This is a genomic window from Comamonas sp. MYb21 (assembly GCF_037479395.1).
In the GTDB taxonomy this organism is placed as follows: Bacteria; Pseudomonadota; Gammaproteobacteria; order Burkholderiales; family Burkholderiaceae_C; genus Comamonas.
In genome coordinates, this window is the sequence record NZ_JBBGZC010000002.1 from 387,768 (window position 1) to 413,575 (window position 25,808).

At 63.5% G+C, this 25,808-nt stretch carries 23 protein-coding genes; 11 read left to right on the top strand and 12 right to left on the bottom strand.

Translation table 11 applies throughout. The features are described from left to right. Window positions 1–77 precede the first annotated feature (77 nt). The 4 genes from leuD to WH367_RS04720 form a co-directional block, all read right to left on the bottom strand. Window positions 78–740, bottom strand: a complete 663-nt coding sequence (gene leuD, locus WH367_RS04705) for a 3-isopropylmalate dehydratase small subunit (protein WP_027011222.1) — start codon at window positions 738–740, stop codon at window positions 78–80. 63 nt (window positions 741–803) lie between these two features. Then, window positions 804–929, bottom strand: a complete 126-nt coding sequence (locus tag WH367_RS04710) for an entericidin A/B family lipoprotein (RefSeq protein WP_021028336.1) — start codon at window positions 927–929, stop codon at window positions 804–806. Between the two features lie 16 nt (window positions 930–945). Continuing rightward, on the bottom strand, window positions 946–2,370 hold the full coding sequence (gene leuC / locus WH367_RS04715; RefSeq protein ID WP_116924770.1) for a 3-isopropylmalate dehydratase large subunit: 1,425 nt from the start codon (window positions 2,368–2,370) through the stop codon (window positions 946–948). A 50-nt stretch (window positions 2,371–2,420) separates the two neighbouring features. After that, entirely contained in the window at window positions 2,421–3,419 is a 999-nt protein-coding gene (locus WH367_RS04720; RefSeq protein ID WP_339534507.1) for a LysR family transcriptional regulator, read from the bottom strand. Between the two features lie 244 nt (window positions 3,420–3,663). On the opposite strand from WH367_RS04720, the gene WH367_RS04725 reads away from it, so the two are divergent. Beyond that, the gene (locus WH367_RS04725) at window positions 3,664–4,653 is read left to right on the top strand and encodes a DUF4349 domain-containing protein (RefSeq protein ID WP_339534509.1); all 990 of its coding nucleotides are present in this window, start codon (window positions 3,664–3,666) and stop codon (window positions 4,651–4,653) included. Window positions 4,654–4,751: 98 nt separating this feature from the next. On the opposite strand, the gene dnaJ is transcribed toward WH367_RS04725, so the two are convergent. The 4 genes from dnaJ to grpE all read right to left on the bottom strand — a co-directional run bounded on the left by dnaJ (window position 4,752) and on the right by grpE (window position 8,994). Further along, window positions 4,752–5,882 (bottom strand): molecular chaperone DnaJ, encoded by a 1,131-nt coding sequence (gene dnaJ / locus WH367_RS04730; RefSeq protein WP_021028340.1) that lies wholly within the window; start codon window positions 5,880–5,882, stop codon window positions 4,752–4,754. A 24-nt stretch (window positions 5,883–5,906) separates the two neighbouring features. After that, complete coding sequence (locus WH367_RS04735) at window positions 5,907–6,248, bottom strand: DUF7709 family protein (RefSeq protein ID WP_021028341.1); 342 nt, start codon at window positions 6,246–6,248, stop codon at window positions 5,907–5,909. A gap of 172 nt (window positions 6,249–6,420) precedes the next feature. Further along, window positions 6,421–8,349, bottom strand: a complete 1,929-nt coding sequence (gene dnaK / locus WH367_RS04740; protein ID WP_339534512.1) for a molecular chaperone DnaK — start codon at window positions 8,347–8,349, stop codon at window positions 6,421–6,423. A 108-nt stretch (window positions 8,350–8,457) separates the two neighbouring features. After that, entirely contained in the window at window positions 8,458–8,994 is a 537-nt protein-coding gene (gene grpE, locus WH367_RS04745; protein WP_133855422.1) for a nucleotide exchange factor GrpE, read from the bottom strand. Window positions 8,995–9,248: 254 nt separating this feature from the next. Between grpE and rpsF the strand changes: the two genes are divergently transcribed. The 5 genes from rpsF (at window position 9,249) to dnaB (ending at window position 12,271) form a co-directional block, all read left to right on the top strand. Continuing rightward, complete coding sequence (gene rpsF / locus WH367_RS04750) at window positions 9,249–9,623, top strand: 30S ribosomal protein S6 (RefSeq protein WP_021028344.1); 375 nt, start codon at window positions 9,249–9,251, stop codon at window positions 9,621–9,623. An 11-nt stretch (window positions 9,624–9,634) separates the two neighbouring features. Then, window positions 9,635–9,931, top strand: a complete 297-nt coding sequence (gene priB, locus WH367_RS04755; RefSeq protein WP_339534515.1) for a primosomal replication protein N — start codon at window positions 9,635–9,637, stop codon at window positions 9,929–9,931. 11 nt (window positions 9,932–9,942) lie between these two features. Next, a complete protein-coding gene (rpsR, locus tag WH367_RS04760; protein WP_021028346.1) occupies window positions 9,943–10,224 on the top strand; it encodes a 30S ribosomal protein S18 in 282 nt (93 codons plus the stop codon). 11 nt (window positions 10,225–10,235) lie between these two features. After that, window positions 10,236–10,688, top strand: coding sequence for a 50S ribosomal protein L9 (rplI, locus tag WH367_RS04765; RefSeq protein ID WP_021028347.1), 453 nt, complete (start codon window positions 10,236–10,238; stop codon window positions 10,686–10,688). 170 nt (window positions 10,689–10,858) lie between these two features. After that, window positions 10,859–12,271 (top strand): replicative DNA helicase, encoded by a 1,413-nt coding sequence (gene dnaB, locus WH367_RS04770; RefSeq protein WP_021028348.1) that lies wholly within the window; start codon window positions 10,859–10,861, stop codon window positions 12,269–12,271. 33 nt (window positions 12,272–12,304) lie between these two features. Here dnaB and WH367_RS04775 read toward each other — a convergent pair whose 3' ends face one another. Next, window positions 12,305–13,207 (bottom strand): LysR substrate-binding domain-containing protein, encoded by a 903-nt coding sequence (locus WH367_RS04775; RefSeq protein WP_021028349.1) that lies wholly within the window; start codon window positions 13,205–13,207, stop codon window positions 12,305–12,307. 284 nt (window positions 13,208–13,491) lie between these two features. Here WH367_RS04775 and amaB point away from each other — a divergent pair, with 284 nt between their 5' ends. Continuing rightward, a complete protein-coding gene (amaB, locus tag WH367_RS04780) occupies window positions 13,492–15,024 on the top strand; it encodes an L-piperidine-6-carboxylate dehydrogenase (protein WP_339534517.1) in 1,533 nt (510 codons plus the stop codon). Between the two features lie 361 nt (window positions 15,025–15,385). Continuing rightward, window positions 15,386–17,077, top strand: coding sequence for a thiamine pyrophosphate-binding protein (locus WH367_RS04785; RefSeq protein WP_339534520.1), 1,692 nt, complete (start codon window positions 15,386–15,388; stop codon window positions 17,075–17,077). A 125-nt stretch (window positions 17,078–17,202) separates the two neighbouring features. Here the strand turns inward: WH367_RS04785 and WH367_RS04790 are convergent, their stop codons facing one another. From WH367_RS04790 to WH367_RS04800, 3 genes are all read right to left on the bottom strand, one after another. Further along, complete coding sequence (locus WH367_RS04790; protein ID WP_339534522.1) at window positions 17,203–18,984, bottom strand: PhoH family protein; 1,782 nt, start codon at window positions 18,982–18,984, stop codon at window positions 17,203–17,205. Between the two features lie 289 nt (window positions 18,985–19,273). Further along, window positions 19,274–19,762 carry a peroxiredoxin gene (locus tag WH367_RS04795; protein WP_021025569.1) on the bottom strand — a complete coding sequence of 163 codons (489 nt, stop codon included), beginning with the start codon at window positions 19,760–19,762 and terminating at the stop codon, window positions 19,274–19,276. A gap of 154 nt (window positions 19,763–19,916) precedes the next feature. Then, a complete protein-coding gene (locus WH367_RS04800) occupies window positions 19,917–20,297 on the bottom strand; it encodes an Mth938-like domain-containing protein (RefSeq protein WP_021025568.1) in 381 nt (126 codons plus the stop codon). Window positions 20,298–20,493: 196 nt separating this feature from the next. Between WH367_RS04800 and WH367_RS04805 the strand changes: the two genes are divergently transcribed. The 3 genes from WH367_RS04805 to WH367_RS04815 all read left to right on the top strand — a co-directional run bounded on the left by WH367_RS04805 (window position 20,494) and on the right by WH367_RS04815 (window position 25,627). Continuing rightward, the gene (locus tag WH367_RS04805) at window positions 20,494–21,789 is read left to right on the top strand and encodes a pyridoxal phosphate-dependent aminotransferase (RefSeq protein ID WP_021025567.1); all 1,296 of its coding nucleotides are present in this window, start codon (window positions 20,494–20,496) and stop codon (window positions 21,787–21,789) included. 79 nt (window positions 21,790–21,868) lie between these two features. After that, window positions 21,869–23,203, top strand: coding sequence for a homoserine dehydrogenase (locus WH367_RS04810; RefSeq protein ID WP_021025566.1), 1,335 nt, complete (start codon window positions 21,869–21,871; stop codon window positions 23,201–23,203). Window positions 23,204–23,494: 291 nt separating this feature from the next. Next, complete coding sequence (locus tag WH367_RS04815; protein WP_339534525.1) at window positions 23,495–25,627, top strand: M48 family metallopeptidase; 2,133 nt, start codon at window positions 23,495–23,497, stop codon at window positions 25,625–25,627. Window positions 25,628–25,808: the final 181 nt, after the last annotated feature.

The window sequence follows — 25,808 nt, forward strand, 5'->3', positions numbered from 1 at the left end:
TTTTTTCTCAGTCAGGATGGCAGGGCTGCGCCCGGTGGGGCGCAGCGGGGATGGCGTGAAAGGGATGCGCGCGGCGCTCAGGCCTTGGCTTGCACCAGGCTGTGTGCCAGCCAGGGCTTGGTGGCCAGGCGGTTGGCTTCATAGGCCTGGATCTTGTCCTTGTGGCGCAGCGTGAGGCCAATGTCATCAAAGCCGTTGAGCAGGCAGTACTTGCGAAAGGCGATCACATCGAAGGGGATGCTTTCGCCGCCGGGGCGCAGGATGACCTGCTGGTCCAGGTCGATGGTCAGGCTGTAGCCGGGATGCACCGCGACTTCGTTGAACAGCATGTCGATCGTGGCCTCGGGCAGCACGATGGGCAGCAGGCCGTTCTTGAAGCAGTTGTTGAAGAAGATGTCGGCAAAGCTGGGGGCGAGGATGGCGCGGAAGCCGAACTGGTCCAGTGCCCAGGGCGCGTGCTCGCGGCTGGAGCCGCAGCCAAAGTTCTTGCGGGCAATCAGGATGCTGGCGCCCTGGAAGCGCTGCTGGTTGAGCACAAAGTCCGGGTTGGGCTTGCGGGCGGACTCGGGCACGCCAGGCTGGCCGGGCTGGTCCAGGTAGCGCCATTCGTCAAAGGCGTTGACGCCAAAGCCGGTCTTCTTGATCGACTTGAGGAACTGCTTGGGGATGATGGCGTCGGTGTCGACGTTCTCGCGGTCCATGGGTGCCACGAGGCCGGTGTGGATGGTGAATTTTTGCATGTTCAAGCCTTTGGGCTGCACGCGGTCATTGGATGCGCGCGGGCAGCGGTGTATGGAATGGGGTTAGCGTGCTGCGCGCGAGATGGCGTTGCCCGCCCCCTGCACGTCCTGGCCAATGCCGTGGACGGTGTTGCAGCCCGACAGCAGCGCGGCGAGCACGATGGTGAAGAAGGCAAAACGGGTTTTCATCGCATAGCTCCTGGGGTCATGCAAAACGGCGGATGTCCACAAAGTGGCCGTGCACGGCGGCGGCGGCGGCCATCGCGGGGCTCACCAGGTGGGTGCGGCCACCGGCGCCCTGGCGGCCTTCAAAGTTGCGGTTGCTGGTCGATGCGCAGCGCTCGCCGGGCTCCAGGCGGTCGGCGTTCATCGCCAGACACATCGAGCAACCGGGCTCGCGCCACTCAAAACCGGCGGCGGTGAAGATCTGGTCCAGGCCTTCGGCCTCGGCCTGGGCCTTGACCAGGCCGGAGCCGGGCACCACCATCGCCAGCTTCACATTCTTGGCCACTTTCTGGCCCAGCTTCTTGACGACGGCGGCGGCTTCACGCATGTCTTCGATGCGGCTGTTGGTGCAGCTGCCGATGAACACCTTGTCGACGAAGATGTCGTTGATCGGCTTGCCTGGCTCCAGGTTCATATAGGTCAGCGCGCGTTCGATGGCGCCGCGCTTGTTCGGGTCCTTTTCCTTGTCCGGATCGGGCACGGTCGCATCGACACCCAGCACCATCTCGGGGCTGGTACCCCAGGTGACCTGGGGCACGATGTCTTCGGCGCGCAAGGTGACCACGGTGTCGAACTTGGCATCGACATCGGAATGCAGGGTCTTCCAGTAGCTGACAGCCTGGTCCCATTCCACGCCGGTAGGCGCCAGCGGGCGGCCCTTGACGTAGTCGATGGTCTTGCTGTCCACAGCGACGAGGCCTGCGCGGGCGCCAGCTTCAATCGCCATATTGCAGACCGTCATGCGGCCTTCGATGGACAGGTCGCGGATGGCCGAGCCGGCAAACTCGATGGTGTAGCCGGTGCCGCCTGCGGTGCCGATGCGGCCGATGATGGCCAGCACGATGTCCTTGGCGGTCACGCCGGGGGCAACCTTGCCATCCACCTTGATCAGCATGTTCTTGGCCTTCTTGGCCAGCAGGGTCTGCGTGGCCATCACGTGCTCGACCTCGGAGGTGCCGATGCCGTGGGCCAGCGCGCCAAAGGCGCCATGGGTGCTGGTGTGGCTGTCGCCGCAGACCACGGTCATGCCGGGCAGGGTGGCGCCTTGCTCGGGGCCCATCACGTGGACGATGCCCTGGCCCTTGTCCATGAAGGGGAAGAAGGCAGCAGCGCCGAACTCGCCAATATTGTCGTTCAAGGTGACGATCTGTTCCTTGCTGATCGGGTCCTCAATGCCGTCATAGCCGCGCTCCCAGCCGGTGGTGGGGGTGTTGTGGTCGGCGGTGGCCACCACGGAGCTGACGCGCCAGAGCTTGCGGCCCGCCATGCGCAGACCTTCGAACGCCTGGGGGCTGGTGACTTCGTGCACCAGATGGCGGTCGATATACAGCACGGCGGTGCCATCCTCTTCGGTGTGGATGGTGTGCTCGTCAAAAATCTTGTCGTAGAGGGTGCGTCCGGTCATCGTGGTTCTCTTTGGGTCAAGGGTCTCATCAAGGGGCTAAATACGAAATATCAAAGATGGGCAAAGGTCTGCAGGTGCGCGGCCAGGTCGGCGTCTTGCTGGTCTGCGGCCTGGGCCTCGTCGGCGGGCCGGGGGCTCAGGTGCTCGACCAGCAGGCGGGCGGTGACCGGCAGCGCCTCAAAGTCGCGCGCCATCAGGCGCAACTCGCGCTGCGCCCAGGCGTCGGCCAGGCGGATGCCGCGCAGGTTGCCCACGCCGTGCATCAGCGCAAAGGCGCGGTCGGGCAGCAGGCCAATGCCCAGGCCGTTGTCGATCATGCGGCACATGGCGTCCAGGCTGGTGACCTGGATGCGCTGGCGCAGCGGCCGGCGCAGCTGAGCCGATGCGGTGCGCATGGCCTGGCTGATGCTGCTGCCCGATTGCAGGCCGACAATGTCCCATTCCAGCGCTTCTTCAAAGCTGATCGTGTTGCGCTGGGCCAGTGCATGGTCCAGCGGCACCACGAGCATCAGGTGGTCGCTGCGGTAGGGGCGCGACTGCAGATCGAGCTCGGCGGTGTTGGCAACGGCATCGGGGTTGCAGATGCCCAGGTCGGCCGTGCCTTCGTGCACGGCCTGGATCACCTGCGCACTGAGGTGCTCCTGCAGGTCGATCTTGATCTGGCTGTGCGCGCGGGCAAAGCTGCCCAGGTCCTCGGGCAGAAACTGCACGATCGCCGAAATATTGGCATGGATGCGCACATGGCCGCGCACGCCATCGGCGTATTCGCTCAATTCGCCCTGCATGCGCTCCAGCCCGAACAGTACATTGCGGGCATGGTGCAGCAGGCTCTCGCCTGCCGGCGTCAAAGTGACGCCCCGGCTGTGGCGGTACAGCAGCTGGGTGTCGACGGCTGTTTCCAGATCCGACAGGCGCTTGCTGACGGCCGAGGCCGCGATGAACTCCCGCTCTGCCGCGCGGCCAATGCTGCCCAGCTCGCACACCGCCACAAACAGCTGGAGCGAGGTCAGGTCAATCCGGCGCGCAAAACTGCGCTCTGAGCTTTTCATGGCGGGGAGCTATCGTATTTTTAGAAATCAGCAGCTATTTTATCTATAAATACTGGGTTTGGTATCGCGGATGACGATGGCTGATGTGTCATTTGCATGAAAACGTAGCAGGGCGCGCCCGCCAGCGGCCTGCGCCAGAGGCTGCCGAATGTGTTCGTTTTTGTAAGGCCTTCACCCCATGGGGCAGGTCTGCAGCGATTGAGCAGACATCGCAAGCAGCGATGCTCTAGAAACGGAACCACCCATGTTTTCTCGCTCCCCTTCCTTTGGCCTGTTCAGCGCGCGTCCTGCTGGCCTGGCTGCCGTCGCCATCGCGGTAGCAGCCCTGCTGGCCGGCTGCTCACCAGATGCAGGGCAGGGCGCATCGACGGCCGAGGCCCACATGGCCACCCCGGCTGCGCCCGCGCCGGTAGCGCCGATGGCCGCCCGCTCCATGGCCAAGATGGCGACGATGGAATCAGCGCCCGCTGCCGATATGGCCGTGGGCCAGGGCGGTGCGGCCGCCCCCAGCGAGCGCTTTTTGGCCATCAGCCACCGCATCCAGGTGGAGACGCCGGCGGCCGATCTGGCCGCGCTGTGGGAAGAGGTTAAGGCGCGCTGCGAGCGGCTGGACTGCTATGTCGAGGGTTCGCAGCTGCGCCGCGAAACCCCGCAGTCGGCCGCCGAGGCCATGCTGGCGATGCGGGTCAGCCCCGCTGACTTTGCTGCGCTGACCGCGTCGCTGGGCGCTGGCGCCCGGGTCCTCAACCACCAGACCACGACCGAGGACAAGACCTATGAGGTGGTGGATGTGGAGGCGCAGATCAAGAACCGCACCGAATACCGGGACAGCCTGCGCGCGCTGATGCTGGAGAAGAATGTCAAACGCAGCCTGCAGGACCTGATGGCCATCCGCGACACGCTCTCCCAGGTGCAGGCCGAGATCGATGCGGCCAACACCCACCGCGCGCTGTTGCAGCGCGATACCGCCAAGCAGTTCGTGCAGATGCGCTTTCAGCCCACGCGCGCCATCGTCAGCGGCACCTACAGCCCCTGGCAGCAAACCTGGCAGCGCAGCTGGGATGGCCTGACCCGCAGCGTGCAGTCGCTGATTCTGACCGCTGCGCAATCGCTGCCCTGGCTGTTGGCGCTCGCGCTGGTGGTGCTGCTGCCGCTGCGCTTCGCCATCCGGCGCTGGATGCGCCGCAGCGCCGCGCGGGCGCAGCCTGCAAACCAGGCAGAAAAGCAAGACTGACAAGCGCAGCGGCCATGAAAAAAGCACCAGCGAGGCTGGTGCTTGGCTAGGCTTGGCAAAGGAGACGCCGCATCGGATAGATGCGGCGTTTCTTTCTATCAGGTGAACAGGTTCTTCAGACGGTCGGCCCAGGACTGGTTGTTGGGTGTGTGCTTGGCGCCACCCTTTTTCAGCGATTCATCGAGTTCCTTGAGTAGCTTGCGCTGGTGCTCGGTGAGCTTGACAGGCGTCTCGACGACGATGTGCACATACAAGTCGCCCGGGTAGCTGGCGCGCACGCCCTTGATGCCCTTGCCGCGCAGGCGGAACTGCTTGCCGGTCTGGGTGCCTTCGGGGATGTCGATCGCAGCCTTGCCACTCAGGGTTGGCACTTCGATCTCGCCGCCCAAGGCAGCGGTGACCATGCTGACCGGCACTTCGCAGTGCAGGTCATCGCCATCGCGCTCGAACACCTCGTGCTTGCGCACGCGGATCTCGATATACAGGTCGCCGGGTGGGCCGCCATTCTGGCCAGGCTCACCATCACCCGTGGAGCGGATGCGCATGCCGTCGTCGATGCCGGCAGGGATGCTCACTTCCAAGGTCTTTTGCGACTTGGTGCGGCCCTGGCCGTGGCAGCTGGTGCAGGGCTCGGGGATGATCTTGCCGGTGCCCCGGCAGTGCGGGCAGGTTTGCTGCACTGCGAAAAAGCCCTGGCGCATCTGCACCTGGCCGCTGCCGTGGCAGGTGCTGCAGGTCTTGACCTGGGTGCCGGGCTTGGCGCCGCTGCCGTGGCAGGTGTCGCACTCGTCCCAGGACGGAATCTTGATCTGGGCGTTCTTGCCCGCTGCTGCCTCTTCGAGGCTGATGTCCATCGCGTAGGACAGGTCGTTGCCCCGGTAGACCTGGGGGCCACCGCCGCCACGGCGCCCACCGCCAAACATCTCGCCAAAGATGTCGCCAAACGATTCGGCAAAACCACCAAAGCCCTCGCCGCCCATGCCCGAGCGCATATTGGGATCGACCCCGGCGTGGCCGTACTGGTCGTAGGCGCCACGCTTTTGGCTGTCGGAGAGCATTTCGTAGGCTTCTTTGCACTCCTTGAACTTCTCTTCCGCTTCCTTGGCCTTGTCGCCCTGGTTGCGGTCGGGGTGGTACTTCATGGCCATCTTGCGGTAGGCCGTCTTGATTTCGACTTCCGTGGCGGATTTGCTCAGGCCAAGGACTTCGTAGTAATCGCGTTTGGACATGGTGTTCTTGAATTCTGTGGGGGTTTAACCAGCGGCGTTCAGGTACGCCCGGGCATGGGTGCCCACAAAGCTGCGGCCGGGATTGTCGCCGTCAATCCATTGCTGCGGTGGAAATAGCTCAAACAAGCCCACCTTGAACAAGGTGGGAATCGCCATCTTCAGCTCTTGTTCAACAGCGCCGCGCTCGCCGGCATTGTAGAGCGCGATGTTGTAGAGCATGGTGGCCACGGTGCCGGTCTGCACCCGGCTGCCGTCTTTGAGCGTGACGGCGGGCAGCTCTGCCGCGCCGTCGGTGATCTTCTGGTTGACACGGCTGAGCTCTGCAACATGCAGTGCGTCGCTCGCAGGTGCTGTAGTAGATGTCATCGTGTGCCTTTGGATGCTTGCGTGAAAGGGAGACAGGGCCTGCAGCCCACTGACCGGAGCTACGTGCTACAGAAGAAAGAGCGATTCTGTAGAAAAGCCATGCCGGAGTGCGGCAATGCGAACTCCGGCATGGGTGCTGGGTAGCGTCGGCTCCAAGCCTGTCGGAAGGCGATTAGTCCTTCTTGACTTCCTTGACTTCGGCGTCGACGACATTGTCATCGGCTGCCGCAGCGCCGGCCGCGCCCGCTGCTGCACCGGCGGCTCCGGCCTGTGCAGCCTGGGCGTCGGCATACACCTTCTCGCCCAGCTTCTGGCTGGCGGTCATCAAGGCCGTGGTCTTGGCTTCGATGGCGTCCTTGTCTTCGGTCTTCAGTGCTTCTTCCAGCTCTTGAACCGCCGTGTCGATGGCCGACTTCTCAGCGGCATCGAGCTTGTCGCCATGCTCGCCCAGGCTCTTCTTGACGCTGTGGACAGCGGCTTCGCCTTGGTTGCGGGCCTGCACCAGCTCGAGCTTCTTCTTGTCGTCGGCGGCGTTCAGCTCGGCGTCCTTGACCATCTTCTGGATCTCGTCCTCGGACAGACCGGAGCTGGCCTTGATGGTGATCTTGTTTTCCTTGCCGGTGCCCTTGTCCTTGGCAGAGACGTTCAAGATACCGTTGGCATCGATGTCGAAGGCCACCTCGATCTGGGGCGTGCCACGGGGTGCGGCTGGAATGCCTTCCAGGTTGAACTCGCCCAGCAGCTTGTTGGCGCTGGCGATTTCACGCTCACCCTGGAACACCTTGATGGTCACGGCAGGCTGGTTGTCCTCGGCGGTCGAGTAGGTCTGCGCGAACTTGGTCGGGATCGTGGTGTTCTTCGTGATCATCTTGGTCATCACGCCGCCCAGGGTTTCGATACCCAGGGACAGAGGCGTCACGTCCAGCAGCAGCACGTCGGAGCGGTCACCGCCCAGCACCTGGCCTTGCACAGCAGCGCCCACGGCTACGGCTTCGTCAGGGTTCACGTCCTTGCGGGGATCCTTGCCGAAGAATTCCTTGACCTTCTCTTGCACCTTGGGCATACGGCTCATGCCGCCGACCAGAATCACGTCGTCGATGTCGGACACAGCGATGCCGGCGTCCTTGATCGCGGTGCGGCAAGGGGCGATGGTGCGCTCGATCAGCTCGTCCACCAGGCTTTCGAGCTTGGCGCGGGTGAGCTTGATGTTCAGGTGCTTGGGACCCGAAGCGTCAGCGGTGATGTAGGGCAGGTTGATGTCGGTCGCGGCCGAGCTCGACAGCTCGATCTTGGCCTTTTCAGCCGCTTCCTTCAGACGTTGCAGTGCCAGCACGTCCTTGGACAGGTCCACGCCTTGTTCCTTCTTGAACTCGTTGATGATGTATTCGATCACGCGTTGGTCGAAGTCTTCACCGCCCAGGAAGGTGTCGCCATTGGTCGACAGCACTTCGAACTGCTTTTCGCCGTCCACATCGGCAATTTCGATGATGGACACGTCAAAGGTACCGCCGCCCAGGTCATACACGGCGATCTTGCGGTCACCCTTGCCGCCCTTGTCCAGGCCAAAAGCCAGGGCTGCAGCGGTAGGCTCGTTGATGATGCGCTTGACTTCCAGACCGGCGATACGGCCAGCGTCCTTGGTGGCCTGGCGCTGCGCGTCGTTGAAGTACGCAGGCACGGTGATCACGGCTTCGGTCACGGGCTCGCCCAGGAAGTCCTCGGCGGTCTTCTTCATCTTGCGCAGCACTTCTGCGGAGATCTGTGGTGGGGCCAGCTTCTGGTCACGCACTTGCACCCAGGCGTCGCCGTTGTCAGCCTTGACGATCTGGAAAGGCATCAGGTCGATGTCCTTTTGCACTTCCTTCTCGTCGAACTTGCGGCCGATCAGGCGCTTGGCAGCGTAGATCGTGTTGCGGGGGTTGGTGACAGCCTGGCGCTTGGCAGAAGCGCCCACCAGGATTTCGCCGTCTTCCTGGTATGCAACGATCGATGGCGTGGTGCGTGCACCTTCGCTGTTTTCGATCACGCGGGTGGTGTTGCCTTCCATCACGGCCACGCAGCTGTTGGTCGTGCCCAAATCAATACCGATAATCTTTCCCATTTCTCTACTCCTGTATTTGTTGGGGCGGCTCAGCGCCCTGATTGACTGTTATCTGTGGCTTTTTAGCGGTTGTTCAAGTGCGCAATGCAAAAAAGCCGGGAGGTACGTTTACTTGGGTGCAGCAACGGTCACCAGTGCAGGGCGCAGCACGCGCTCGGCAATGGCATAGCCCTTTTGCAGCACGGCCACCACGGTGTTGGGGTCCTGCGCCGCAGGCACGGCCGAGATCGCCTGGTGGTGGTGGGGGTCGAACTTGTCGCCGGCAGCCGGGTTGATCGCGATCACCTTGTTGCGCTCCAGTGCGGAGACGAGCTGGCGCAGGGTGGCGTCCGAGCCTTCGCGCAGTTGCTCGGGGCTGGCATTCTGGATCGCCAGCGCAGCGTCCAGGCTGTCGATCACCGGCAGCAGGCTTTCGGCAAAGCTCTCGACGCCAAACTTGCGGGCCTTGGCCACTTCATCATCGGCGCGGCGGCGCGCGTTTTCAACTTCTGCCTTGGCGCGCAGGTACTGGTCGGCGAGCTCGGCATTCTTGGCCTTCAACTCCGCCAGCTCTGCTTCCAGTTGCGACTGGTTGGCAGCGGCAGCGGCTTCCAGCTCTTCGGCGGACATGGGGTTTTGGCCTTCGGGGTGGAGGTTGTCTGACATGGTGCTGTTCGTATTTCGTTAACAAAAAGGACTCTTGTGGCCGCACCTGGGGGCATTTCCTTGCTTTTCAAGGGGCTTATTTGGGTTTTCCGTCTGGGCAAGCTGCCCCCCGTGGTGTCCGCAGCGGCCCGTGTTTATAAACCATGTTTGACGGTTTTTGAATTGGTTTGTATAATCGTTGGTTTCCCTTGCCACACCGCGCTGTATTTGCAATCAAGTGCACTAGCGGGTGGCGCAATCCACAAGGAGTTTGCATGCGTCACTATGAGATCGTGCTGCTGATCCACCCCGATCAGAGCGAACAAGTTCCAGCTATGCTGGAGCGTTACAAAGGCATGATTACCGCCGGCGGCGGTAAGATCCACCGCGTTGAAGACTGGGGCCGCCGTCAACTGGCCTACATGATCAACAAGCTGGCCAAGGCCCACTATCTGTGCCTGAATATCGAAGCCGACCAGGCTGTGATGGCTGAACTGGAACACGCGTTCAAGTTCAACGACGCTGTGCTGCGCCAACTGACTGTGCAGAAGAAGAAGGCTGACACCGCTCCTTCGGCCATGATGAAGACCGTGGAACGCGAAGAAGCGCGCAAGGCCAACCAGGCTGAGCACGCCGCTGCAGAGCGTTAATCACACAGGAGGTGGAGAACCGCGTACTTGTCACCGCCGTCATCGCTGAAATCAAGATTTTGCGATACACGCCGGCTGGGCTACCTGCTGTAGATGTTGTGCTGGAGCACCGCTCCACCCAGACCGAAGCAGCGCAACCCCGACAAGTCAATGCCGTGCTCAAGGCGATTGCCTTTGGTGCACTGGCAGAGCGAATCGCTCGGCAGGCTGTAGGGAGCACCTGGACATTCCAGGGCTTTTTGGCCACACCGCGCAACAGCAAATCGCTGGTTCTGCACATCCAGGATATTCAACAAGATACTTATTGAGAGGTCCGAAAATGGCCACGTTCAAGAAATTCAACAAAGACAAGCGCCCAAAGCGCAACACCCAGTCGCTGCTGTTCAAGCGCAAGCGTTTCTGCCGCTTCACCGTGGCTGGCGTCGAAGAAATCGACTACAAGGATGTCGACACCCTGCGTGATTTCGTTGCTGAAAACGGCAAGATCATTCCCGCACGTCTGACCGGCACCCGTGCCATCTACCAACGTCAGCTGAACACTGCCATCAAGCGCGCTCGCTTCCTGGCCATGGTTCCTTACTCTGACCAACACAAGATCTAAGGAGCACGAACATGCAAATCATTCTGCTCGACAAGGTCGTGAACCTGGGCAACCTGGGTGAAATCGTGAAGGTCAAGGACGGCTACGCACGTAACTTCCTGATCCCTTCGGGCCGCGCACGCCGCGCTACCGAAGCTGCCAAGGCTGAATTCGAAGCCAAGCGCGCTGAGCTGGAAAAGGCTGCTGCTGAAAAGCTGGCTGCTGCCCAAGCACAAGGCGAGAAGCTGTCCGGCCAGACCGTGAAGCTGACCCAAAAGGCAGGTGTGGATGGCCGTCTGTTCGGCTCCGTCACCAACCACGACATCGCTGATGAACTGGGCAAGATGGGCTTCCAAGTGGCCAAGTCGCAAGTGCGTCTGCCCAACGGTCCTATCAAGACCGTGAGCGAGACCGCTGTGGAAGTGGCTCTGCACACCGACGTGGTGGTGGAAGTGAACGTGTCCGTCTACGGCGAACACGTTTAATACTCCACGCTCTGCGTTGAGAAGCCGCCCTCGGGCGGCTTTTTCGTTCCCGGCCGCAGCACAGTCCCCGGGATGCGGGTTTTGTTCGTCGCTGTCAGCCTTGCGCGGCATCTGCGCTATTCTTGTGGATTGCTGGCTGCCAGGCCAGCGTTTGCTCATTTGGATTTCCCATGTCAGAGACCTTTCCCCCCCTGGATGACACTGCCTTCATCACCCCCGACAAGCAGGTGGCGCAGCTGCGCATACCGCCGCATTCGATCGAATCGGAGTCCAGCGTGCTGGGGGGCCTGCTGCTGGACAACAATGCCTGGGACCGGGTGGGCGATGTGCTGGCCGAGGACAACTTCTACCGCCATGAGCACAAGCTGATCTTCGCGGCCATGGCCAGCATGATCAATGCCGGCAAGCCCGCCGATGTGATCACGGTCTATGAGCACCTGCAAAGCATCGGCAAGGCCGAAGAGGTGGGCGGCCTGGCCTACCTGAACCAGCTGGCCCAGTATGTGCCCAGCGCCACCAATATCCGCCGCTATGGCGAAATCGTGCGCGAGCGCTCGATCCTGCGCAAGCTGGTCACCGCCAGTGACGAGATCGCCACCAATGCCTTCAACCAGCAGGGCAAGACGGTGGACCGCATTCTGGACGAGGCCGAGCAGAAGATCTTTGCGATTGGCGAAGAAGGCTCGCGCATGAAGCAGGGCTTCCAGTCGCTGGACAACCTGGTCGTCGACCTGCTCGACCGGGTGCAGGAGATGGCGGACAACCCGGTCGATGTGACCGGTGTGCCTACCGGCTTTGCCGACCTGGACCGCATGACCAGCGGCCTGCAGGCCGGTGACCTGGTGGTGCTGGCCGCGCGCCCCTCGATGGGCAAGACCTCGTTCGCGGTGAACATTGCCGAGCATGTGGCGCTCAACGAAGGCCTGCCGGTGGCCATCTTCTCGATGGAAATGGGCGCCGCCCAATTGGCGGTGCGTATCGTGGGCTCGATTGGCCGGGTCAACCAGGGCAATCTGCGCACCGGCAAGCTGACCGATGAGGAGTGGCCGCGCCTGTCCGAGGCGATCGAGCGGCTGCGCACGGTCTCGCTGCACATCGATGAGACCCCGGGCCTGACGCCGTCGGAGCTGCGTGCCAACTCGCGCCGCCTCGCCCGCCAGTGCGGCAAGCTCGGCCTGATCGTCGTCGACTACCTGCAGCTGATGAGCGGCTCGGGCTCGGCCGCCAGCTCGGACAACCGGGCGACGGAGCTGGGTGAAATCTCGCGCGGTTTGAAGATGCTGGCCAAGGAGCTGCAATGCCCGGTGATTGCGCTGTCGCAGCTCAACCGCTCGGTGGAGCAGCGCACCGACAAGCGCCCGATGATGTCCGACCTGCGGGAATCGGGCGCCATCGAGCAGGATGCGGACATCATCATGTTCATCTACCGTGACGACTACTACAACAAAGAGAGCAATGAGCCCAATGTGGCCGAGGTCATCATCGGCAAGCAGCGTAACGGCCCGACCGGCACGGTCAAGCTGTTCTTCCAGAAGAACCAGACCCGCTTTGAAAACCTGGCCGTGGGCGGCGACGACTACTGATGCACGCCAGCGCCTGGCAGGCTGGGGTGGGGCTCAGTCCTGCTGCCCCTGGCTTTGCTGGAGCACCCATTGCTCAAAAGCCTGCAGCGCGGCCGAGGGCTCGCGGTAGGTGGGGTAGCTGAACCAGTAGCTCTGCGTGCCCGGCAAGGTCTGGGTATGGGCGGGGATCAGCTGGCCCGCATCGAGCGCCGGTTGCACCAGCACCTCGGGCACCAGGCCCACGCCCAGGCCGGCGGCGGCCGCCATGATGACCATCGAGAACAGCTCATAGCGCGGCCCGCGCGAGGCCTGCACCGAGTAGTCCCAGCCCAGGCCGTTGTACCAGTCGCGCCAGGCAGCGGGTCGGCTCTCCAGCCCGATGTGTACCAGTGGCTGCCAGTCCTCCTGCGTGGCCAGCGCATGCTGCGCTGCGAAGGCCGGGCTGCAGACGGGGATGCAGGCGCCATCGCGGGCAATGCGCTGCCCCTGGGTCTTGGACCAGAGGCCGTCGCCCGAATAGATGGCGCCGTCAAAACCGCTTTCCTCGAACGCAAAAGGCTCTGAGCGCACCGACAGGTGCACATGGATGTCCGGGTGCAGTTGCGCAAAGGCGGGCAGCCGGGGCACCAGCCACTGCGTGGCAAAGCTGGAGACGACGGCCAGGTGGATGGCATAGCCCTGGGCGCGGCTGTTGGCGATCTCCTGCGTATCGCGCTCCAGGCCGTTGAGGTGCACACGCACACGCTGCGCATATCGTTTACCCGCATCGGTCAGCATGACGCGGCGTTTGTGGCGCACAAAAAGCGGCACCCCCAGCCGGTCCTCCAGCGCCGCCACATGGCGGCTGACGGCACTGGCGGTCAACGCTAACTCATTGGCAGCGCGGGAGAAATTGCCGTGCCGGGCCGAGGCTTCAAAAGCCATCAACAGGCCGATATTGGGAATCGCGTTGCGCATGGGTGGGGACTTTGTTCAAAAAACGCACTATGTCTCACCATTTTCTCATTTTGTTGTTCCTGATAGTTCACATAGTATTTTTAAGTTTGGTGCTTCTGCCCCCGCCGCGCACTGCCGCAGGCGGGCCCTGTGCAGCCCTGTCACGGGCAGGGTGTACAAAGTGCTGTGCCCGTGTCCGGGCGCGCAGCGCTTTAAGCTGCGATGGCAGCACCCCCCATCATGGTCCGGGCCCGCACGGAGGGCCGGACAGTTTCTGTTGTGATAGTGAATAGGAAAGACGAGCGATGACGCAATCCACCCAACGTTTGAACGATATTCTCAAGGCGCTTGCGCTCGACCTCCAGCCCCTGGCAGGCCAGGACATCACCAGCCGCTCGCCCGCCGACGGCGCCACCCTGGCCGTGTTGAAGGCCCACAGCGCGCAGCAGGCGCAGGACGCCATTGCCGCTGCCCACCAGGCCTACCTGCAGTGGCGCACCGTGCCCGCCCCCGTGCGTGGCGAGTTGGTGCGCCGCTTTGGCCAGACCCTGCGCCAGCACAAGGCGGCACTCGGCGCCCTGGTGTCGATTGAAGCGGGCAAGATCACCTCCGAAGGCCTGGGCGAAGTCCAGGAAATGATCGATATCTGCGACTTTGCCGTTGGCCTGTCGCGCCAGCTCCATGGCCTGACGATTGCCAGCGAGCGCCCCGGCCACCGCATGATGGAAACCTGGCACCCGATGGGTGTCGTGGGCATCATCTCGGCCTTCAACTTCCCCGTCGCCGTCTGGTGCTGGAACAGCGCTTTGGCGCTGGTCTGCGGCGACGCGGTGGTGTGGAAGCCGTCCGAGAAGACCCCGCTGACGGCCGTGGCCTGCCAGCACCTGCTCGAGCAGACGATTGCTGCCTTCAACCAGGAGCAACCTGGTGCCGTGCCAGCGGGCCTGGCCCAGCTGCTGATTGGTGCCCGCGAGGTGGGCGAAGTGCTGGTGGACAGCCCGCTGGTGCCCGTGGTCAGCGCCACCGGTTCGACCCGCATGGGCCGCCAGGTCGGCGTCAAGGTGGCCGAGCGCTTTGGCCGCTCCATCCTGGAGCTGGGTGGCAACAACGCGATGATCGTCACGCCATCGGCCGACCTGGAGCTGGCCGCCCGCGCCATCACCTTTGCAGCCGTCGGTACTGCCGGCCAGCGCTGCACCACCTTGCGCCGCCTGATCGTGCACAAATCGGTGGCCGACCAGCTGGTGGCGCGCCTGGAGAAGATCTACGGCAGCGTCACCGTGGGTGACCCGCTGACCGATGGCACCCTGGTGGGCCCGCTGATCGACAAGGCCTCGTTCGACGGCATGCAGGCCGCACTGGCCCAGGCCAAGGAAGAGGGCGGCACCGTCATCGGCGGCCAGCGCGAGCGCGAAGACCTGGGTAAAGATGCCTACTACGTGCGCCCGGCTCTGGTCAAGATGCCTTCCCAGACCAAGGTGATGGAGCACGAAACCTTTGCGCCCATCCTCTACATCGTCACCTACGACGGCAGCGCCGACGATGCGATCGCGGTGCAGAACGCCGTGCCCCAGGGCCTGTCGTCGGCCATCTTCACCAGCGACCTGCGCGATGCCGAGCGCTTCATGTCGCCAGCCGGCAGCGACTGCGGTATTGCCAACGTCAATATCGGTACCTCGGGTGCGGAGATCGGTGGCGCCTTTGGTGGCGAGAAGGAAACCGGCGGTGGCCGCGAATCGGGCTCGGACGCCTGGAAGGGCTATATGCGCCGTGCCACCAACACCATCAACTACAGTGGCGCGCTGCCACTGGCGCAAGGCGTGCGCTTTGACGTGTGATGAGCGGGCAGCCGCAGGCCGGCGCCGTGGGCATGCTGCCCGCTGCCTGGCCTTGCAGGTTTCCCCACCGGGTCGGCCGCTGCGCCGCCGGGTGTGTGCTGCCAGCGCAGGCCACTGATATGCCTGTGCCCTGTGCGGCCACCCACCCAGGCAGGGGCTTAGCGCCCCTGTCTGCAACCCCACCAGCATCCGCCAAGGGCTGGCCTGCCACCGTTGCAGGCCAGCCCTTGTTGCATCCGATGCTGCCGTTTTTTGCGGCGCTGCGCAGCCATTTGCTGCGCTGGCGCAATGTGTAGCCAGGCCAGATCGGGTTCAATCCCCCGCTTCTGGCGCATCGATGACAAGACAAAGGAGACAAGACATGGCAGATAAGCAACAAGCACGCACCGGTGGCCAGCTGGTGGTGGACCAGCTGCTGATCCACGGCGTGCAGCAGATTTTCACGGTGCCGGGCGAGAGCTTTCTGGCGGTGCTCGATGCGCTCTATGACGCGCCCATCGAGACGACGATCTGCCGCCAGGAGGGCGGCGCCGCGATGATGGCTGAAGCCCAGGGCAAGCTCACCGGCCAGCCAGGCATCTGCATGGTCACGCGGGGGCCAGGTGCTACCAATGCCTCGGCTGGCTTGCACATCGCGATGCAGGACTCGACCCCGATGATCCTCTTCGTCGGCCAGATCGAGCGCTCGGCGCGCGGCCGCGAGGCCTTCCAGGAGCTGGACTACCGCGCGGTGTTTGGCAGCATGGTCAAGTGGGCCACCGAGATCGATGATGCGGCGCGCATCCCCGAGACCATGGCCCGCGCCTTTGCGGTGGCCACCAGCGGCCGCCCCGGCCCGGTGGTGATAGCGCTGCCCGAAGACATGCTGCGCGATGCCGTCAGCGTGCCTGATGCGCGCCGCTACCAGCCTGCGCCCGCGAATGCCGCCGATGCCGATGTGGCCGCCGTCGTCGCCCAATTGGCCGCCGCGCAAAACCCCATCATCATTGCCGGCGGCTCGCGCTGGACTGCGCAGGCCCATGCGGATATCGCCGCCTTTGCCGCCGCCCATGCGGTGCCGGTGGCCTGCTCCTTCCGCCGCCAGATGGTGTTCCCCGCCCACCACGGCAACTATGCCGGCGATGTGGGCCTGGGCGTCAACCCCAAGCTGATCGAACGCGTCAAGCAGGCCGATCTGGTGGTGCTGCTGGGCGGGCGCATGTCCGAGGTGCCCTCGCAGGGCTACAGCCTCTTGGGCATTCCGGCCAGCAGCGGCCAGCGGCTCATCCATGTGCACCCCGATCCCGATGAGCTGGGCCGGGTCTACCAGGCTGACCAGGCGATTGTGGCCGCGCCCGACTCCTTTTGTGCCGCCCTGGCCCGCCAGCCAGCCGCTGCGCCGAGCGCCGAGCGCCAGGCGCTGGTGCAGCAGGCCCATGCCGACTACCTGGCCTGGAGCAATCCTGCGCCCATCCAGGTGCCTGGCGCGCTGCAGATGGGCCAGCTGATGGCGCATCTGCGCGAGGTGCTGCCGGCCGATACGGTCTGGTGCAATGGCGCGGGCAACTTTGCCACCTGGGTGCACCGCTTCTGGCCGTTCACGCACTATGGCAGCCAACTGGCCCCCACCAGTGGCAGCATGGGCTATGGGCTGCCCGCCGCCGTCGGCGCCAAGCGCCTGGACAAGCAGCGCAGCGTCGTCTGCATTGCCGGCGATGGCGACTTTCTGATGCATGGCCAGGAGTTTGCGACCGCCGTGCAGTACCAGCTGCCCGTCATCGTGCTGCTGATCGACAACGGCATGTACGGCACCATCCGCATGCACCAGGAGCGCGACTACCCGAACCGGGTCAGTGCCACCGAGCTGCGCAACCCCGACTTTGTGGCTTACGCCAAGGCCTTTGGCGGCAATGCAGCGTTGGTCGAGAAGACCGAAGACTTTGCCCCTGCGCTCGCTGCCATGCGCAGTTGGGCGGAACAGCACCAGCTGCCGGTGATCCTGCACTGCAAGCTCGATCCGCAGGCGATTACGCCGGCGCGCAGCCTGGACCAGATCCGAGGCACTGGCGTTTAAGCCCCGGCTGAAGGCGCAAAAAAAGGCACCGAGCAAAAACTCGGTGCCTTTGTATTTGGCTTTTTGGGGCTTTTGGCCTGGGCCTTGGCGGAGGCTGTGCAGCGCCTGCTGCGGCCTAGCGCGGTTTACAGCACATCGCTGGCAAAGTCGGCCAGGCGCGAGCGCTCGCCGCGCGCCAGGGTGATGTGGCCGCTGTGTGGCCAGCCCTTGAAACGGTCCACCACATAGGTCAGGCCCGAGGAGCCTTCGGTCAGGTAGGGCGTGTCGATCTGGGCCAGGTTGCCCATGCAGATGATCTTGGTACCGGGGCCGGCACGGGTGATCAAGGTCTTCATCTGCTTGGGCGTCAGGTTCTGCGCCTCGTCGATGATCACGTACTTGTTCAGGAAGGTACGGCCGCGCATGAAGTTCATGCTCTTGATCTTGATGCGGCTGCGGATCAGGTCATTGGTGGCAGAGCGCCCCCATTCGCCAGGATTGCCGCCGTCGCCCTTGGCCAGGAACTCCAGGTTGTCGTCCAATGCGCCCATCCAGGGGCCCATCTTCTCTTCTTCGGTGCCGGGCAGAAAACCGATGTCCTCGCCTACGCTGACGGTGGCGCGGGTCATGATGATCTCGGTGTAGCGGCGCTCGTCAAGCACCTGGTTCAGGCCGGCGGCCAGGGCCATCAAGGTCTTGCCGGTGCCTGCCGTGCCGGCCAGGGTGACAAAGTCCACATCCGGGTCCATCAGCAGGTTCATCGCGAAGTTCTGCTCACGGTTGCGTGTGGTCACGCCCCACACATTGTTCTTCTGGTGGCCGTAGTCCTTCAACGTCTCAAGCACGGCGGTCTTGTCACGGATCTCGATCACGCGGGCAAACAGGCTGTTCTCGCCGGGGGCTTCGTAGAAGACAAACTGGTTGATGTGCAGCTGCTGGGTGATGGCGCCGCTGATGCGGTAGCAGGTAGAGGCACCCGACTGCCAGCTCTCGACCTTCTTGCCGACCTTGGCCCAGAAATCCAGCGGCAGCTGCAGCATGCCGGTGTAGAGCAGGTCGCCGTCTTCCAGCGTCTTGTCGTTCTGGTAGTCCTCGGCCTCCAGGCCCAGCGCACGCGCCTTGACGCGCATGTTGATGTCCTTGGACACCAGCACCACAGGGCGGTCGGGGTGGCGCTGGCGCAGGGCCTCGACCACGCCCAGGATCTGGTTGTCAGCCTTGCCCTGGGGCAGGCTCTCGGGCAGCTGGTAGTTCAGCGGCTCGGTCTGGAAGAACAGGCAGCCGCTGGCGCCCTTCTGGCCGGTGGCATCGAGGCGAATGCCCTGGGCCAGATGCGCTTCCTGGCTGGCGACCAGCGCATCGAGCGTGCGGCTGGCCTGGCGGCCGTTGCGGGCCACTTCGGTCATGCCCTTCTTGTGGCCATCGAGCTCTTCGAGCACGATCATCGGCAGGTAGATATCGTGCTCTTCAAAGCGGAACAGGCTGCTGGGGTCATGCAGCAGCACATTGGTGTCGAGCACAAAGAGCTTGGCCTTGTCGCTGCGCGGTTTGGCGGCCTTGGCCGGCTTGCTGGCGACGACGGGGCTGGCTTCGGCCACGGCAGGGCTGCGGGCCGGTTGCGCAGGCTTGGCTGCTGCTGGCGCCTTGGCGCTTGCGGCCACCGGCGCAGGGGCTTGCACGGGAGCAGGGGCGGCCGCCGCTTTCTTGCTGCGGCTGCTGGCCTTGGGCGCGGCAGCGGCTTGCGTGCCACGGCGCGGCGCAGGGCTTGAGGCCACGGCGGCGGGCGCCGTGTCCAGGTCTAGAAGATCGTCGTCTTGTTCATCGCGCGCAGCGGCCGCGGATGCACGGGATGGGGTGTTGGTCTTGGCGGAAAAGTCACCAGCGGAAAGCTGGCTGCCACGGCGGGTAGGTGCGGGAGGCAAGGGCATGGAGCTCGGGGCCTTTATCTAAACACTCGCCAAATGGGCGAACTCACTCCGAACGCCTGCCACCCCGGATGCAAAAAAGGCCATCTCGCAAGCAAGACAGCCTTTTTCATGGGGAATGACAGAACAATCCGGACTCACATACATATGGAGCCCATTATGCACATTCTGGGCGCCCCGAAACCAGCAATCGCAGTCATGGATCGCGGTGTCGGCCCAGAAAGACGGAAACAGCAACGGCGCGCATCCGCAGATCGCGCGCCGCCACACGGTTGCCGCCTGGCGCAGCGGCTTAGGCAGCCTTCTTTTGCGCAGCCTTCATCGACTTGACGGCCTTGAGCACTTCTTCGACATGGCCCAGCACCTTCAGGCCGCGCCATTCTTGCACCAAGATGCCATCAGGGCCGACCAGGAAGGTCGAGCGCTCGATGCCCTTGACCTTCTTGCCGTACATGATCTTGTTCTTGACGACGCCGAACATGTGGCACAGCTTCTCTTCGGTATCGGCGATCAGCTCGAAGGGCAGCTCAAGCTTTTCCTTGAAGTCGTCGTGCGACTTCATGTTGTCGCGCGACACGCCGAAGACGGCTGCACCAGCCTTGACAAAATCCGCGTACTTGTCGCGGAACTGCATGGCTTCGGTGGTACAACCGGGGGTGTTATCCTTGGGGTAGAAGTACAGCACCAGAATTTGCCCCTGATGCGACGCATTGGAGACCTTCAGGCCTCCCGTCGCTTGTGCTTCAAATTCTGGCAAGGGTTTGTTGACAACAACAGCCATAGCTCTCTATTTTCTCCGGAGTAATCGCAAAAAGGCCGCAGGAATCAAAGTATTCATCTAGTTGTTATTCAGGCCCGCGGCCGCAAGCGAGTATTTTAACCCGAATCGAAATATTTATCGAGCCCCACTGATAAACACAGGCTATCGATTGTGGTTATAGAGCAGGAGCCTCCAGCAGCACGGCCAGCAAGACCTTGCGTCCCTCACCAGCCAATACGTTGTAGGTACGGCATGCAGCGGGCGTATCCATGGTCTCGAAGCCGATACGTTTTGCAATCAGTGGAGCCAGCCAGGCAGGCGAAGGAAAACGTAACCGATTGCCACTGCCGAAAATGACCGTTTCGACATCGGCCTCGGCGAGCTGGGCGAAATGGGCGGGGCCCAGGTCTTCGAAGCGCTCGCAATCCCAGCGCTGGAGGGTGCCGTTGGAGCCGACCACCAGGCTGTATGCATAGGACTGCTTGTCCACGGCCAGCCAGCCCGGGCCATAGCCTGTGATGGTCAAGGTGTCGGATTTATCGGGCTGGAACTTCATGGCGCGGGCTTTCTGCAAACGGGGCTGGGACGGGGCGGTGCCCGGTGCCGCAGGCACAGGGAGCCACTACAGGGCGATCAACGCAAGGATCTGTGGTCAAATTATAGTTTTCACCTAGTTGGGTTGTGGGTTCGAGGTATTGGCATGGTTGCCAGCCGGCTGCAATCCCGTGTTTTCAGAGGTAGTGGTTTCTGTCATGAAGACGATTCAAAAATCCGCCAAGCTGGCCAATGTGTGTTACGACATTCGAGGGCCGATCATGGACGCGGCGAAGCGGATGGAGGACGAAGGACAGAAGATCACCAAGCTCAACATCGGCAACCTGGCGGTGTTTGGCTTCGATGCCCCTGAAGAGGTGCAGCAGGACATGATCCGCAACCTGCCCAACTCGGCGGGCTACTCCGACAGCAAGGGCATCTTTGCCGCGCGCAAGGCGGTGATGCACGAAACCCAGCGCCTGGGCATCAAGGGCGTGGGTCTGGACGATATCTACCTGGGCAATGGCGCCTCCGAGCTGATCAGCCTGGCCACCAATGCGCTGCTCGATACTGGCGACGAAATGCTGCTGCCAGCCCCCGACTACCCGCTGTGGACGGCGGCGACCAGTCTGTCGGGCGGCACCCCGGTGCACTATATGTGCGACGAAGAAAACGGCTGGATGCCCAACCTGGCGGACATCCGCGCCAAGATCACGCCCCGCACCAAGGGCATCGTGGTCATCAACCCCAACAACCCCACCGGCGCGCTGTATTCCGACGCCCTGCTGCGCGACATCGTGCAGATCGCGCGTGAGCATGGCCTGGTCATCTTTGCCGATGAGGTCTATGACAAAGTGCTGTATGACGATGCCAAGCACACGCCGATGGCCTCGCTGTCGCAGGATGTGCTGACCATCACCTTCAATTCGCTCTCCAAGGCCTACCGCAGCTGCGGCTACCGTGCCGGCTGGATGGTGATCTCCGGCGACAAGACCGGTGCTGCCGACTATATCGAGGGCCTGAACATGCTCTCGAACATGCGCCTGTGCGCCAATGTGCCCGGCCAGTGGGCTGTGCAGACCGCGCTGGGCGGCCACCAGAGCATTGATGAGCTGGTGCAAGAAGGCGGGCGCCTCCGCAAGCAGCGTGACCTGGCCTGGGAGCTGATCAATGCCATCCCCGGTGTCAGCTGCGTCAAGCCCCAGGGCGCGCTCTACATGTTCCCCAAGCTCGACCCTGCGGTCTACCCGATCGAGGACGACCAGGAATTCTTCCTGCAGGTGCTCAAGGAGACCCGCGTGATGCTGGTCCAGGGCACCGGCTTCAACTGGCCACGGCCTGACCACTTCCGCATCGTGTTCCTGCCCCATGAGGCGGACCTGCGCGAAGCGATCAACCGCCTGGCCGCTTTCCTGGCCAAGTACCGACTTCGCCACGGAACCGAGCAGCTTGCGCAAGCCCATAAGGCCGATATCAAGCTGGTCAAGACCAAGGCAGAAAAATCCGCTGCCTGAGTCGCCGCCTTTCCTATCTGACAACGACAGGCGTCCGGCTGGGCGCCTTGTTGGTTATTCAACGTATCCAAGAGAATTTATGAAACCGATCCAAGTAGGCTTGTTGGGCATCGGCACCGTCGGTAGTGGTGTCTTCAACGTGTTGCAACGTAACCATGACGAGATTCGCCGCCGCGCTGGCCGCGATATTGCCGTGACCATGGTGGCCGATCTGGATGAAGCCCGTGCCCGTGCGGTGGTGGGTGACCAGGCCGCCGTCGTCAAGGACGCGCGCGAGGTGATCGCCAATCCCGACATCGATGTGGTCATCGAGCTGATCGGCGGTTATGGCGTGGCCAAGACCCTGGTGCTGGAGGCGATTGCCGCTGGCAAGCATGTGGTGACGGCCAACAAGGCCCTGCTGGCCGTGCATGGCTCGGAGATTTTCAAGGCAGCGGCCGACAAGGGCGTGATGGTGGCCTACGAAGCGGCCGTGGCCGGTGGCATCCCGATCATCAAGGCGCTGCGCGAAGGCCTGACCGCCAACCAGATCCAGTGGATTGCCGGCATCATCAACGGCACCACCAATTTCATCCTCTCCGAGATGCGCGACAAGGGCCTGGACTTTGACGTGGTGCTCAAAGAAGCGCAGCGCCTGGGCTACGCCGAAGCCGACCCGACCTTCGACATCGAAGGCGTGGACGCCGCGCACAAGGCCACCTTGATGAGCGCCATCGCCTTTGGCGTGCCGGTGCAGTTCGACAAGGCCTATGTCGAGGGCATCACCAAGCTGTCGTCGGTCGATATCCGCTATGCCGAGCAGCTGGGCTACCGCATCAAGCTCCTGGGCATCACCAAGCGCACCGACAAGGGCATCGAGCTGCGGGTGCACCCCTCGCTGGTGCCATCCAAGCGCCTGATCGCCAATGTGGAAGGCGCGATGAATGCCGTGGTGGTGCATGGCGATGCCGTGGGCACGACGCTGTACTACGGCAAGGGCGCAGGCTCCGAGCCCACCGCCTCGGCCGTGATTGCCGATCTGGTAGACATCGCCCGCCTCGAAGGCGCCGCTGTGGCCCACCGCGTGCCGCCCCTGGCCTTCCAGAGCAGCACCTTGCGCGAAGCGGGGCAGGAGCTGCCGGTGCTGCCGATGGCCGATATCACCACCAGCTACTACCTGCGCATGCGCGTGGCCGACGAGGCCGGCGTGCTGGCCAAGGTCACCGGTCTGCTGGCTGGCGCCGGCATCAGCATCGATGCGGTGCTGCAGCGCGAAGCCGACGAAGTCGGTGGCGAAGGCTCGACCCAGACCGACCTGATCATCCTGACGCACGACACGCGCGAAGGCGATATGGACAAGGCGCTCGCCGAAATCCAGGGCCTGCCCACCGTGCTGGCGCCGATCACCCGCATCCGCAAGGAAGAGCTGAACTAAGCGAGCGCTAGAGCCGCTGCGGCCGCCGGTCGCACCGCCCGGCGCCTGCCGCCTACCCAACCGCCTGTGGCCGATCCGGCCCAGGCGGTTTTGCTTTTTGGGGTCCAACGGCTGCGAAAACATCCGCATCATTCTGTTACTTGTGGGTATTTGTTCACGTCATTATTTTTCTAAATAATGGCCGCTCACAAATGCGGCGCCCCCGGGGGCTGCAGATCGATAACAAAGACGGGGAGTTGCACTATGTCGGACACCGACAAGAAATGGCTGGCGCTGGCCAAGCGTTAGGGGGTGTTGTTCGGGATTCCGCTGCTGATGCTGGCCATTGGCCTCTGGCAATGGTCGCGGGCCGATACGCCGGTCTCGGATGTGGGCGCGCAGATCGCCCAGTACCAGCAGGTGGTGCGCCAGCTCGAGGCGATCGAGGCCGAAAAGCCCGGCCGCCGTGCGACGGTGCGGGACAGCGAGGGCAAGGAATACCCGGTCTGGAAGGTCAAAAACGAGTACCTGATGGCGATCCAGGACCTGCAAAACCAGGGTCTGAATGTCACCACCCGTAACTTGCAGCCGGTGCTGGCGGGCTGCACTATCGCCTTCAGCGTGCTGGCGCTGCTGTGGTCGGCGCTGGGGGTGGTGTACCAGCGCGGCATGGGCGCCAAGGCCCTGCAGTCGCGCGAGCAGCTGCTCGCGACCTTCCAGAAGGGCCGCAAGCTCTTGCCCACCTATATGGTGGTCATGGTGCTGCTGCTGTTCGGTGCGGCCATCCCGCTGCTGGTCTACGAGATGATGCCCATCCTGCGCCACCGCAACTACAGCAAGGGCGACATGAAGCTGATGTTCATCCTCGGCGGCCTGGCGCTGTTCCTGCTCTACTCGGGCTGCAAGGTGCTGATCGATGTCTGGAAGGCATCGCGCAAGCCGCTGGAGAACGCGCCCATCGAGGTGATGGGCCAGACCGTCAGCCGCCAGCAGGCGCCCGAACTCTGGGCCTTTGTGGACCGCGTGGCCGCCAAGACCGGCGCCGGCATGCCCGACGCGCTGGTCGTGGGCCTGAACGAAGGCTTTTTTGTGACCGAGCACCCGGTGCAGCTGGCCAGTGGCACCTTGCTGCCCCAGGGGCGGGTGCTGTACCTGCCCTTGCCCTATATGGCCTTTCTCAATGCCGGCGAGGTTGCTGCGGTGATCGGCCATGAGCTGGGCCACTTCATCGGCGAGGACACGCTCTACAGCCAGCGCTTCTCACCGATCTACAGCGCCACCCTCCACCACCTGGTGGCCATCAGCGGCGGTGAGCGCCATGAGGGCTCCTGGATGGACATTCTGCGCCGGCCAGCCACCTTGTTTGGCGAGATGTTCTTGGACAGCTTCCACGAAGCAGTGCGCTACTGGAGCCGCAAGCGCGAGCTGGCCGCCGATGCGGTGGGCGCGCAGGTCGTGAGCCCGCAGGCCGTTGCGTCGTCCTTGCTGCGCATCAGCGCGCTGGCCCCGCTGGTGGATGAGGCGCTGCAGGCCAACTGGGACCGGGGCGAGACGGTCGCAGGCGGCGTGCTGGGCCATGTGCGCCAGCTGGTCGCTGCCAAGGGTATGACCGACCCGAGCGAGCACCTGGACCAGCGCCAGGCCCACCCGACCGACACCCACCCCGAGCTGGCCGAGCGCCTGGCTGCGCTGGGTGTGCCCGTCAGCCCCGAGTTGCTGGCCCGGGCGATGGATGCCCAGGGCAGCCAGCTGCTGCAGGAGTTTGGCCTGGAGCAGGGCGCGCCCGCTGCCAGCAGCCGCACCCTGGCCGGGGCGGTCGCACCGGCCCCGGTCGCCGATCTGAATGCCGCCTTGCAAAACGAGCTCAGCAGCGCAGCCGCGTCCCACCGCAGCGCCAAGCTGGCCGAGCTGCGCGAGATCGCGGCGCTGGCTGCGCCCGAGACGGTGATCCATGAGCGCTCGGCTTTCATGGTGGGCTTGTTCGGCTTTCTGGCCCTGGCCTGCTTTGGCGGCGCGGTGGCCTTGTTCATGGCGGGCCTGCACATGGCCATGGCTGCCGGCGTGCTTGCCGGTGGTCTTGTCTGCGTATGGGTGGCGCGGCTCTTCTGGCGCGACAGCCAAAGCCCGGCGATGGTGCTGCAGCCCGCAGGTGTGCGCCTCTTCAACGCGAAGGCCTTGCTGCCCTGGTCGTCGATCGATGATTTCGAGTTCAACCAGGCCAACCACATGCTCACCGTCATCATGGCCCTGGAGCCCGGTGTGCAGCCGCCTGCGATGGGCGTGGGCAAGCGCCGCGCCCAGTTCCAGAAGAAAAAGCAGCGCGTCGTCGTGATGCTCAAGGGCGTCAAGAAGATGAAGAACCAGGCCTTTGCCGAGCTGGTGCTGAACCAGTGGCGCGCCTACTATGCCCGCCAGGAGCTGGCGCGCATGGGAGAGCAGGTCTAACGGCTGCTCCACAACCCAGCCAGGCCTCGGACCCAGTTCGGGGCTTTTTTATGCCAGCGGCTGCCCTCGGTGTCGCAGCCTGGCCGCTGCTGCCAGCTGCTGTGCCCCACATTCCTGCGCAAGCTGTGCCAGTACTGGCGACTGCAGGATAATAAGCAGTTGCTCCTTGCCCGTGAGCGGG